Origin of the sequence: Klebsiella sp. C283 (assembly GCF_048822555.1) — a bacterium.
GTDB classification, from domain to species: domain Bacteria; phylum Pseudomonadota; class Gammaproteobacteria; order Enterobacterales; family Enterobacteriaceae; genus Klebsiella; species Klebsiella quasipneumoniae.
In genome coordinates, this window is sequence record NZ_JBMEZS010000007.1 from 334,280 (window position 1) to 346,085 (window position 11,806).

The following is an 11,806-nucleotide window of genomic DNA, read 5'->3' on the forward strand; positions in this document are numbered from 1 at the left end:
TAAAAAAAATACGTCACCCTTTATCGTTTGGATTGAGGGCCGCTGTCAACCGTTGTTGCACTTCTTGTTGCAGCTCATTATTAAGGGCACGCCGGTCGGCGGTAGCGATTATAAATAAATCTTCTACTCGCTCACCAATTGTCGTAATTCGCGCCCCGTGAAGCGAAATTCCGAGGTCGGCGAACACCTGACCGACGCGGGCGAGCAGCCCGGGCTGGTCAAGGGCAATCAGCTCGAGAAACGATTTGCGATCGGTATGGGTCGGCAGGAAATTCACCTCGGTGTCCACCGAAAAATGACGCAGCTTTGCCGCCTGACGACGGGGCGCCGGGGGCTCCCAACTGCGCTGGGTGATGGTCTGTTCCAGACCCTGGCGGATCGCCTCGTGGCGGTCGGCGGACAGCGGACTGCCGTCAGGCTCAAGGACGATAAAGGTATCCATCGCCATGCCGTCGCGGGTGGTGAAGATCTGCGCGTCGTGGACGCTGAGGTTGCGACGGTCCAGTTCGCCACACACCGCGGCGAACAGGTAAGGGCGATCCGGGCTCCAGATAAAAATCTCCGTTCCGCCGCGAGTGGCCTGCGAGCTCAGGAGGATCATCGGCTTATTCAGATCGTGGCGCAGCAGGTTGCGGGCGTGCCAGGCGAGCTGCGTCGGCGTATGTCGCACGAAATAGTTGGCGCGGCAGCGGTTCCAGATTTGATGCAGCGCCTCTTCATTAATATTGTCCATCCGCAGCAGGGCCAGCGCCTGCAGCTGATGGTGACGCACCCGTTCGCGCATGTCCGGGGTGCTTTGCATGCCGCGACGCAGCTGTTTTTCAGTGGCGAAATAGAGTTCGCGCAGCAGGCTCTGCTTCCAGCTGTTCCACAGGGTTTCGTTGGTGGCGCAGATATCGGCGACGGTCAGGCACACCAGATAGCGCAGGCGATTTTCCGTTTGCACCTCCTCGGCGAACTGCTTAATCACCTCCGGATCCTGAATATCGCGCCGCTGGGCGGTGACCGACATCAGCAGGTGGTGACGCACCAGCCAGGCGACCAGCTGCGTTTCACGGGAGTTCAGCCCGTGCAGTTCGGCAAATTTCAGCACATCCTGTGCGCCGAGGATCGAGTGGTCGCCGCCGCGCCCTTTGGCGATGTCGTGGAACAGGGCGGCGATTAAAATCAGCTCCGGGTGCGTTAAGCGCGGCCACAGTTCCACGCACAGCGGGTGGCGGCTACGGGTCTCTTCTTTAGCAAAGCTCTCCAGCTTGAGCATCACGCGGATGGTGTGTTCATCGACGGTGTAGGCGTGAAACAGGTCGAACTGCATCTGGCCGACGATATGGGACCACTGCGGCATATAGGCCCACAGCACGCTGTGACGATGCATCGGCAGCAGTCCGCGACTCACTGCCCCCTGATGGCGCAGCATGCTGAGAAAGAGCGTGCGCGCCTCCGGGATATAGCACAGCGGCTGGGTCAGATGGCGGCGGGCGTGGCGCAGATGGCGCAACGTCGTGGAGTAGATGCCGGTGATGGTGCTGTTGCGCACCATGATATAAAACATGCGCAGAATGGCCTGCGGCTCGCGAATAAACAGCGTATCGTCACGCAGATCGATCAGCGTGCCGCGCAGCTGGAAATCATCATCGATCGGGCGCGGTTTTTCATCCTCGGTCAGGGCGAGGATGGCCTCTTCAAACAGCTGCAGCAGCATCTGGTTCAGCTCGCTTACCCGGCGGGTGACGCGGAAGAAGTCCTTCATCATATGCTCAATCGGCTGGTTGCCGTCGCCTTCATAGCCGAGCCGGCGGGCGACGCTGAGCTGGCGGTCGAAAAGCAGGCGGTTGTCATAGCGAGTGAGTTCGAGATGCAGCGCGAAGCGGATACGCCACAGCTGGTGCAGACACTCGTTGAGCTCATTGCGCTCGGCCTCGGTCAGAAAGCCGAAGCCGACCATCTCATCCATCGAGGTGGCGCCGAAATGGCGGCGAGCCACCCACTGTAGCGTATGGATATCGCGCAGGCCGCCGGGGCTGCTTTTCACGTCCGGCTCGAGGTTATAGCTGGTGCCGTGATAGCGCTGATGACGGACGTTCTGCTCTTCGACTTTCGCGGCGAAGAACTTTTCTGATGGCCAGAAGCCGTCGCTAAAAATATGTTTTTGCAGTTCAAGGAACAGCGCGACGTCGCCGATCAGCAGGCGCGATTCGATTAAGTTGGTGGCGACGGTGAGATCCGAAAGCCCTTCCAGCAGACACTCTTCGAGAGTGCGCACGCTGTGGCCTACCTCCAGTTTGACGTCCCACAGCAGCGTCAGCAGTTCGCCGACCTTTTGCGCCTGGTCGTCCGGCAGCTTTTTGCGGCTGAGGATCAGCAGATCGACGTCAGAGAGCGGATGCAGCTCGCCGCGGCCATAGCCGCCGACAGCCACCAGCGCCAGGTCGCAGACGGATTCAAAGCCGCAGGCGATCCACAACCGCTGCAGCAGCTGGTCGATAAATTCGGTGCGCGCCGCAATGAGCTGCTCCGCGGCGATACCGGCGTCAAACGCCTCGCCCAGCCAGTGCTGAAAGGTATCGATGTGCGCCTTAATTGCAGCACAGTTCAGATCGCCCTGCGGCCAGCTCACCGGAGGTTCCGGCGGGATGGGCAGAAGGGGGGAGGCTGTGTCAGGTAATGAGTTGCTCATCGCGTCACCATAAGAAAAAACTATCTAATAAAAAAGCCGGCGGGCGCCGGCTTTTCATCATTCATCGTGCGAGATTATCGCCGGGATGGTGTCATCCTTACGTAGCGTCAGAATTTCGCAGCCGTTGTCTGTCACCACAATAGTATGCTCGTACTGCGCAGACAAGCTCCGGTCTTTGGTTTTCACCGTCCAGCCGTCTTTCATGCTGCGGATCTCTTTTTTACCGGCGTTGACCATCGGCTCGATGGTGAAGGTCATGCCTGGTTTGAGCACGACGTTGGTTTCCGGCGAGTCGTAGTGCAGCACCTGCGGCTCTTCATGGAAGCCGCGGCCGATGCCGTGACCACAGTATTCGCGAACCACGGAGAACCCTTCCGCTTCCACATATTTCTGGATCGCCGCGCCGATGGTGCGCAGGTTGATGCCCGGCTTCACCATCTTCAGCGCCAGGTACAGACTTTCCTGAGTGATGCGGCACAGGCGCTCGCCGAGAATCGTCGGTTTGCCAACGATAAACATTTTGGAGGTATCGCCATGGAAATCATCTTTAATGACGGTCACGTCGATATTCACGATATCGCCATCTTTCAGCAGCTTGCCGTCGTCAGGGATACCGTGACAGACCACTTCGTTGACCGAAATGCAGACGGATTTCGGATAGCCGTGATAGCCGAGACAGGCGGAAATGGCCTTCTGCTCGTTAACGATATAGTCGTTACAGATACGGTCCAGTTCGCCAGTGCTGACGCCCGGCTTAACCCAGGGTTCGATCATTTCCAGCACTTCAGCGGCCAGACGACCGGCAACGCGCATTTTTTCAATATCTTCAGATGTCTTAATAGAGATAGCCATGGAGTATGTCCAGCAGTGTCGATATTTTCGACAATAATAGAGTAAGTCCTGTCAATGGTAACAGTCCGGGCAGGCTGGTGCCAAACTGAGAATCATTAACAGCACGTGACGTCAACAAGAGTTGGTGTCTGGATGGATTTTGTGATATAAAGCGCGCCGGACTTCCGTTCCATCTCAGATACACAAGGATGGGACGTAAGCGACATCGCTCACTTTGTGTAATAACACACACGTATCGGCACATATTCCGGGGTGCCCTTCGGGGTCGGTAATATGGGATACGTGGAGGCATAACCCCAATTTAATCTATAGAGGTTTTAAACATGGCAACTGTTTCCATGCGCGACATGCTCAAGGCTGGTGTTCACTTCGGTCACCAGACCCGTTACTGGAACCCGAAAATGAAGCCGTTCATCTTCGGTGCGCGTAACAAAGTTCACATCATCAACCTTGAGAAAACCGTACCGATGTTCAACGACGCTCTGGCTGAACTGAACAAGATCGCTGCTCGTAAAGGTAAAATCCTTTTCGTTGGTACTAAGCGCGCTGCAAGCGAAGCGGTAAAAGACGCTGCTCTGAGCTGCGACCAGTTCTTCGTGAACCATCGCTGGCTGGGCGGTATGCTGACTAACTGGAAAACCGTTCGTCAGTCCATCAAACGTCTGAAAGACCTGGAAACTCAGTCCCAGGACGGTACTTTCGACAAGCTGACCAAAAAAGAAGCGCTGATGCGTACTCGTGAGCTGGACAAGCTGGAAAACAGCCTGGGCGGTATCAAAGACATGGGCGGCCTGCCGGACGCACTGTTCGTTATCGACGCTGACCACGAGCACATCGCTATCAAAGAAGCAAACAACCTGGGCATCCCGGTATTTGCTATCGTTGATACCAACTCTGATCCGGACGGCGTAGACTTCGTTATCCCGGGTAACGACGATGCAATCCGCGCAGTAAGCCTGTACCTGGGCGCTGTTGCTGCTACCGTTCGTGAAGGTCGCTCTCAGGACCTGGCTTCTCAGGCGGAAGAAAGCTTCGTAGAAGCTGAATAATAAGGTTTAAGCCCTTATTAGTACCGTGTATGAATAGGGGCCCATTACCGGCCCCTTTTTTCAATTTACGCTGTTTGGCCGTTGGCCGGGCAGTATCCACATCTCCCGAGGATTTTAGAATGGCTGAAATTACCGCTTCCCTGGTAAAAGAGCTGCGCGAACGTACTGGCGCAGGCATGATGGATTGCAAAAAAGCGCTGACTGAAGCGAATGGCGACATCGAGCTGGCAATCGAAAACATGCGTAAATCCGGCGCGATCAAAGCGGCGAAGAAAGCAGGCAACGTGGCTGCTGACGGCGTGATCAAAACCAAAATCGAAGGCAACTACGGTTACATTCTGGAAGTTAACTGCCAGACTGACTTCGTTGCTAAAGATGGTGGTTTCCAGGCATTTGCTGACAAAGTACTGGACGCCGCTGTTGCGGGTAAAATCTCCGACGTTGAAGTTCTGAAAGCGCAGTTCGAAGAAGAACGTGTTGCCCTGGTTGCTAAAATCGGTGAGAACATCAACATCCGTCGTATCGCTGTTCTGGAAGGCGACGTTCTGGGCAGCTACCAGCACGGTGCGCGCATCGGCGTTCTGGTTGCCGCTAAAGGCGCTGACGAAGAGCTGGTTAAGCAGCTGGCAATGCACGTTGCCGCAAGCAAGCCGGAATTCGTTAAGCCGGAAGACGTGTCTGCTGAAGTGGTAGAGAAAGAGTACCAGGTTCAGCTGGACATCGCGATGCAGTCCGGTAAGCCGAAAGAAATCGCAGAGAAAATGGTTGAAGGCCGCATGAAGAAATTCACCGGCGAAGTTTCTCTGACTGGTCAGCCTTTCGTCATGGAGCCGAGCAAATCTGTTGGTCAGCTGCTGAAAGAGCACAACGCTGACGTGACTGGCTTCATCCGCTTTGAAGTGGGCGAAGGCATCGAGAAAGTTGAGACTGACTTTGCAGCAGAAGTTGCTGCGATGTCCAAGCAGTCTTAATTTTTACAAGGAGCCGCCTGAGGGCGGCTTCTTTTTGCGCCCATTTTGTAAATTCAGCCAACTGCTTATAGTGACCGCGCTGAAATGCGACATACAATGTCGCCGGAATTCTCACATCTCATTCGTTGACAGTCTCAGGAAAGAAACATGGCTACCAATGCAAAACCCGTCTACAAACGTATTCTGCTGAAATTAAGTGGCGAAGCGCTGCAGGGCTCAGAAGGCTTCGGTATTGATGCAAGCATACTTGACCGCATGGCTCAAGAGATCAAAGAGCTGGTTGAGCTGGGTATTCAGGTTGGCGTAGTAATTGGTGGCGGTAACCTGTTCCGTGGTGCTGGTCTGGCGAAAGCGGGTATGAACCGCGTTGTGGGCGACCACATGGGCATGCTGGCTACGGTTATGAATGGCCTCGCGATGCGCGATGCGCTCCACCGCGCCTATGTGAACGCTCGTTTGATGTCCGCCATTCCGCTGAACGGCGTGTGCGACAACTACAGCTGGGCAGAGGCGATCAGCCTGCTGCGCAACAACCGCGTGGTGATCCTTTCCGCGGGTACCGGCAACCCGTTCTTTACCACCGATTCCGCAGCCTGCCTGCGCGGGATTGAAATTGAAGCCGATGTGGTGCTGAAAGCCACCAAGGTTGACGGCGTATTCACCGCCGATCCGGCCAAAGATCCTTCCGCCACGATGTACGATCAGCTGACCTACAGCGAAGTGCTGGAAAAAGAGCTGAAAGTGATGGATCTGGCGGCCTTCACCCTGGCGCGTGACCATAAATTGCCGATTCGCGTCTTCAACATGAACAAACCTGGCGCGCTGCGTCGCGTGGTGATGGGCGAAAAAGAAGGCACATTGATCACGGAATAATTCCCGTCAGCGCCAAATCCGGGTAAGATTCCGCTTTACTTTCGCGGGGATATTACCCGGTGATTTTCATTAAATCTGACTATACTTAGCTCATTTTCCGACGGGTGCCCCGTCTGGTCTGACTGAGACAAGCTTTCAAGGATTCGTAACGTGATTAGCGATATCAGAAAAGATGCTGAAATCCGCATGGAAAAATGCGTCGAAGCATTCAAAAACCAAATCAGCAAAATTCGCACGGGTCGTGCTTCTCCGAGCCTGCTGGACGGGATTGTTGTTGAATACTACGGTACGCCGACCCCGCTGCGCCAGCTGGCCAGCGTCACCGTCGAAGACTCCCGTACCCTGAAAATCAACGTCTTTGACCGTTCTATGTCCGCGGCTGTTGAAAAAGCGATCATGGCGTCCGACCTCGGTCTGAACCCAAGCTCTGCCGGTAGCGATATTCGTGTTCCGCTGCCGCCGCTGACCGAAGAGCGTCGTAAAGATCTGACCAAGATCGTGCGTGGTGAAGCTGAGCAGGCGCGCGTTGCCGTACGTAACGTTCGCCGCGACGCCAACGACAAAGTCAAAGCGCTGCTGAAAGAGAAAGAGATCAGCGAGGATGACGATCGCCGTTCTCAGGACGACGTGCAGAAAATGACTGACGCCGCCATCAAGAAAGTTGACGCGGCGCTGGCAGACAAAGAAGCGGAACTGATGCAGTTCTGATGCTCTGCCCTTACTCGGGCCTGACAGCGTCTGGCCTGAGTAAAATCCGAAACGCCGTACAGAAGACTGTACGCTCAATTCTCGGGATTGCGTTGCGACCGCTGGCCTTGTAGCCTTTAGCGCTAAGTTGAAGGCCTGATGCCGCCGTCTTATCCCTGATAATTGCTGCGTAGGGGCTTGCTGGCGGCGTTTTGCTTTTTATTCTGTTTCCACTCTTCTGGACGTCTCATGAAGCAATTAACCGTTCTCGGTTCGACCGGCTCCATTGGCTGTAGCACGCTGGACGTGGTACGCCATAATCCCGGTCGCTTTTCCGTCGCCGCGCTGGTCGCGGGGAAAAACGTTGACCGTATGGTTGAACAATGCCTTGAATTTACCCCCCGTTACGCCGTGATGGACGATGCGCAAAGCGCTGAGCGGTTGCGCACCCGTCTGCAGGAACATGGCTGCCGTACCGAGGTGCTGAGCGGCCAGCAGGCGGCTGCAGAGGTCGCAGCGCTGGAGGAGGTCGATCAGGTGATGGCGGCTATCGTCGGCGCGGCGGGTCTGGTGCCGACGCTGGCGGCGATCCGCGCCGGAAAAACGGTGTTGTTAGCAAATAAAGAGTCGCTGGTGACCTGCGGTCGCTTGTTCATGGAGGCGGTTCAACGGTCGGGGGCGCGATTGCTGCCGGTCGACAGCGAACATAACGCGATTTTTCAGAGTATGCCGGAGACAATTCAGCAGCATCTGGGATACGCTGACCTGGCGCAGAACGGCGTTTCGTCCATTCTGCTGACCGGCTCGGGCGGGCCTTTCCGCGAGACAGCGGTAGCTGAACTGGCGGCGATGACGCCGGATCAGGCCTGCCGTCATCCCAACTGGTCGATGGGACGCAAGATCTCCGTCGACTCCGCCACGATGATGAACAAAGGTCTGGAATATATTGAAGCGCGCTGGCTGTTTAACGCCTCGGCCCGGCAGATGGAGGTCCTTATCCATCCGCAGTCGGTGATCCACTCGATGGTTCGCTATCAGGACGGCAGCGTGCTGGCGCAGCTTGGGGAACCGGATATGCGCACGCCGATCGCCCATACCATGGGCTGGCCGCAGCGGCTGAACTCCGGCGCTAAGCCGCTGGACTTCTGTCAGCTGAGCAATCTGAGCTTCTCCGCGCCAGACTATACGCGGTATCCGTGCCTGAAGCTGGCGATGGAGGCGTTTGACGTCGGCCAGGCGGCGACCACCACGCTGAATGCGGCCAATGAAGAGTCGGTTGCCGCGTTTCTGCAGGGCGATATCCGCTTTACCGATATTGCGGCGGTTAACCTGGCGGTGCTGGATAAGATGAACCTGCTGGAGCCGCAAAGCATTGATGACGTTCTGGTTATCGACGCTGAGGCCCGCGCGGTTGCTCATCAACAGCTGAAGCGGTTGGTCACCCAGGCGTAACGCGGTGATATTTGTGGGCGCAAAGCTTCAGTGATATAGTCTGCGCCACCCGATCGTTGCATTTTGTTGTTGAAGATTACGGTGGCCGTGGCAAAACACGGCTTTTTTGCGTAAAGCTTTTGGTTGTTCTCTGCGATTGGCTGCAGCCCCGGCACCGGATAAAAATGCGTATCCAGCGCGGCCCGGTGGCCTCTGTTTGGTGGCTAGTTAATCCTTATTATGGACTTAAAACGCGTGATGTTGTCTGCTAATCAAACTGTCAGCGAAATATCGCCTACACATGGCTGCCGTCATGTCGCCATTATTATGGATGGCAACGGCCGTTGGGCGAAACGGCAAGGTAAAATTCGCGCTTTCGGGCACAAGGCCGGTGCGAAATCCGTGCGTCGCGCGGTCTCTTTCGCGGCGAATAATGGAATTGAGGCGTTAACGTTATACGCGTTCAGCAGCGAAAACTGGAACCGTCCGGCTCAGGAAGTCAGTGCGCTGATGGAGCTGTTCGTCTGGGCGCTGGATAGCGAAGTCAAAAGCCTGCACCGACACAATGTGCGTTTGCGGATTATTGGCGACACCACGCGCTTCAATGCGCGCCTGCAGGAGCGTATCCGCAAAGCGGAAGCGCTGACCGCGAACAATACCGGCTTAACGCTGAATATTGCGGCCAATTACGGCGGTCGCTGGGATATTACCCAGGGCGTTCGTTTTCTGGCGAAACAGGTACAGGACGGGACGCTGCTGCCTGAGCAGATCACGGAAGACATGCTGAGTCAGCAGGTCTGCATGCATGAACTGGCTCCCGTAGATTTAGTTATTAGGACCGGGGGAGAGCACCGAATAAGTAATTTTCTGATTTGGCAAATTGCCTATGCCGAACTTTACTTTACGGATGTTCTTTGGCCCGATTTTGCTGAACAGGACTTTGAAGGTGCACTCCATGCCTTTGTTAATCGAGAGCGTCGTTTCGGCGGCACTGAGCCGGGTGGCAGTCATGCCTGATGGGGGTCACTTTTGCTGAAGTATCGCCTGATATCTGCTTTCGTCTTAATCCCCGTCGTCATTGCGGCGCTGTTTTTATTGCCGCCGATGGGGTTTGCTATCGTGACCCTGGTGGTCTGCATGCTCGCCGCGTGGGAGTGGGGGCAACTGAGCGGTTTCACCTCGACGTCGCAGCGGGTCTGGCTGGCGGTGTTGTGCGGCCTTCTGCTGGCGGCGATGCTGTTTTTGCTGCCGGAATACCACTATGACGTTCATCAACCGATGGTTGAAGGCTCGCTGTGGGCCTCTTTCGCCTGGTGGATCGTCGCGCTGCTGCTGGTGCTCTCTTATCCGGCGTCGGCGGCATTCTGGCGGCACTCGAAAGTGCTGCGCCTTATCTTCGGTATCCTGACCATCGTCCCGTTTTTCTGGGGCATGCTGGCGCTGCGCGCCTGGCATTATACCGATAACCATTACAGCGGCGCGCTGTGGCTCCTGTATGTGATGATTCTGGTCTGGGGCGCGGACTCCGGCGCCTATATGTTTGGCAAAATGTTTGGCAAGCACAAGCTGGCGCCGAAGGTCTCGCCGGGGAAAACCTGGCAGGGCTTTTTTGGCGGTTTGCTGACCGCGGCGGTGATCTCCTGGGCCTACGGGGTGTGGGCCCATCTTGACGTTACGCCAACGGTGCTGCTGGTCTGTTCGGTGGTGGCAGCCCTGGCTTCGGTGCTGGGCGATCTGACGGAAAGTATGTTTAAGCGCGAGGCCGGCATTAAGGATAGCGGGCACTTGATTCCCGGACATGGCGGTATTCTCGATCGTATCGACAGCCTGACGGCGGCGGTGCCGGTCTTCGCCTGTCTGCTACTGTTAGTCTTCAGGACGATTTGACGGAAGGTTATATGCTGAGCGTGCTCTGGAATCTGGCAGCTTTTATCATTGCGCTTGGCGTACTGATTACGGTGCATGAGTTTGGCCATTTTTGGGTAGCGCGCCGCTGCGGTATCCGGGTTGAGCGTTTTTCTATCGGCTTCGGCAAAGCGCTGTGGCGGCGGATGGATAAGCAGGGTACGGAGTTCGTCATTGCCCTGATCCCGCTGGGCGGCTACGTCAAGATGCTGGATGAGCGTGTTGAAGCGGTGGCGCCGGAGATGCGCCACTACGCTTTCAATAATAAAACCGTCGGCCAGCGTGCGGCGGTGATTGCCGCCGGTCCCATCGCTAACTTCCTTTTCGCTATCTTTGCCTACTGGTTGGTCTTCATCATCGGCGTTCCTGGCGTTCGCCCGGTAGTGGGTGAAATAACCCCCAATTCGGTTGCCGCGCAAGCACAAATTGCAAAAGGCACGGAACTTAAAGCGATAGATGGTATCGAAACGCCTGATTGGGATGCGGTGCGTCTGCAGCTGGTGGCCAAAATCGGCAACCCGCAAACAATACTTACCGTCGCCCCTTTCGGGACCAATCAGCGCCAGGATAAAATCGTCGATCTGCGGCACTGGTCGTTTGAGCCAGACAAGCAAGATCCCGTGACGTCGCTAGGGATCCAGCCGCGCAGCGCGCAGATTGATACGGTGCTGGCGGAAGTCCAGGCGGGCTCGGCAGCTCAGAAAGCAGGTTTGCAAGCGGGCGACCGGATCGTTAAAGTCGATGGACAACCGTTAATGCAGTGGATGACGTTTGTTAATCTGGTGCGCGATAATCCGGGCAAAGCGCTGGCGCTGGAGATTGAACGGCAGGGGAGTGCGCTGCCGTTAACCCTGACGCCGGATGCAAAAACGGTGAAAGGTAAGGCAGAAGGGTTCGCAGGGGTGGTGCCAAAGGTCATCCCGCTGCCTGAAGAATACAAGACAGTACGTCAGTACGGACCGTTTGCCGCCATCGCTGAAGCCACGGATAAAACCTGGCAGCTGATGTCGCTGACGGTCAGGATGCTGGGTAAATTGATAACCGGTGATGTCAAACTGAACAACCTCAGTGGGCCGATCTCTATCGCTCAGGGGGCTGGAATGTCAGCGGAGTTTGGGTTGATTTATTATCTGATGTTCCTTGCGCTGATTAGCGTGAACCTCGGAATCATCAACCTGTTCCCACTACCCGTACTGGATGGGGGACATCTGCTGTTTTTGGCGATTGAAAAGCTGAAGGGCGGGCCGGTATCCGAGCGAGTTCAAGACTTTAGTTATCGCATTGGCTCAATACTGCTGGTGCTGTTAATGGGGCTTGCACTTTTCAATGATTTCTCTCGGTTATAAGAGAGTTTGTTAGGA

The 11,806-nt window shown here is 55.9% G+C and carries 10 protein-coding genes; 8 read left to right on the forward strand and 2 right to left on the reverse strand.

Annotated features, from left to right (window positions below; genetic code table 11):
* Positions 1 to 13: 13 nt before the first annotated feature.
* Positions 14 to 2,677 carry a bifunctional uridylyltransferase/uridylyl-removing protein GlnD gene (gene glnD / locus ACOI7Z_RS16065; RefSeq protein ID WP_087776504.1) on the reverse strand — a complete coding sequence of 888 codons (2,664 nt, stop codon included), beginning with the start codon at positions 2,675 to 2,677 and terminating at the stop codon, positions 14 to 16.
* A 57-nt stretch (positions 2,678 to 2,734) separates the two neighbouring features.
* The gene (gene map, locus ACOI7Z_RS16070) at positions 2,735 to 3,529 is read right to left on the reverse strand and encodes a type I methionyl aminopeptidase (protein ID WP_004204446.1); all 795 of its coding nucleotides are present in this window, start codon (positions 3,527 to 3,529) and stop codon (positions 2,735 to 2,737) included.
* 323 nt (positions 3,530 to 3,852) lie between these two features.
* On the opposite strand from map, the gene rpsB reads away from it, so the two are divergent.
* From rpsB to rseP, 8 genes are all read left to right on the forward strand, one after another.
* The gene (gene rpsB, locus ACOI7Z_RS16075) at positions 3,853 to 4,578 is read left to right on the forward strand and encodes a 30S ribosomal protein S2 (RefSeq protein ID WP_004204447.1); all 726 of its coding nucleotides are present in this window, start codon (positions 3,853 to 3,855) and stop codon (positions 4,576 to 4,578) included.
* A 119-nt stretch (positions 4,579 to 4,697) separates the two neighbouring features.
* Complete coding sequence (gene tsf, locus ACOI7Z_RS16080) at positions 4,698 to 5,549, forward strand: translation elongation factor Ts (RefSeq protein WP_004151930.1); 852 nt, start codon at positions 4,698 to 4,700, stop codon at positions 5,547 to 5,549.
* A gap of 147 nt (positions 5,550 to 5,696) precedes the next feature.
* Positions 5,697 to 6,422, forward strand: a complete 726-nt coding sequence (gene pyrH / locus ACOI7Z_RS16085; protein WP_002889306.1) for a UMP kinase — start codon at positions 5,697 to 5,699, stop codon at positions 6,420 to 6,422.
* Positions 6,423 to 6,572: 150 nt separating this feature from the next.
* Positions 6,573 to 7,130 carry a ribosome recycling factor gene (gene frr, locus ACOI7Z_RS16090; RefSeq protein WP_002889308.1) on the forward strand — a complete coding sequence of 186 codons (558 nt, stop codon included), beginning with the start codon at positions 6,573 to 6,575 and terminating at the stop codon, positions 7,128 to 7,130.
* 228 nt (positions 7,131 to 7,358) lie between these two features.
* Complete coding sequence (gene ispC, locus ACOI7Z_RS16095) at positions 7,359 to 8,561, forward strand: 1-deoxy-D-xylulose-5-phosphate reductoisomerase (RefSeq protein ID WP_044521082.1); 1,203 nt, start codon at positions 7,359 to 7,361, stop codon at positions 8,559 to 8,561.
* Positions 8,562 to 8,798: 237 nt separating this feature from the next.
* Positions 8,799 to 9,557 (forward strand): (2E,6E)-farnesyl-diphosphate-specific ditrans,polycis-undecaprenyl-diphosphate synthase, encoded by a 759-nt coding sequence (gene ispU, locus ACOI7Z_RS16100; RefSeq protein ID WP_032429282.1) that lies wholly within the window; start codon positions 8,799 to 8,801, stop codon positions 9,555 to 9,557.
* Positions 9,558 to 9,569: 12 nt separating this feature from the next.
* Positions 9,570 to 10,427: a phosphatidate cytidylyltransferase gene (cdsA, locus tag ACOI7Z_RS16105; RefSeq protein ID WP_023292047.1), complete on the forward strand. Its 858-nt coding sequence runs from the start codon at positions 9,570 to 9,572 to the stop codon at positions 10,425 to 10,427.
* Positions 10,428 to 10,438: 11 nt separating this feature from the next.
* The gene (gene rseP / locus ACOI7Z_RS16110) at positions 10,439 to 11,791 is read left to right on the forward strand and encodes a sigma E protease regulator RseP (protein ID WP_087849900.1); all 1,353 of its coding nucleotides are present in this window, start codon (positions 10,439 to 10,441) and stop codon (positions 11,789 to 11,791) included.
* The last annotated feature ends 15 nt before the right edge of the window (positions 11,792 to 11,806 follow it).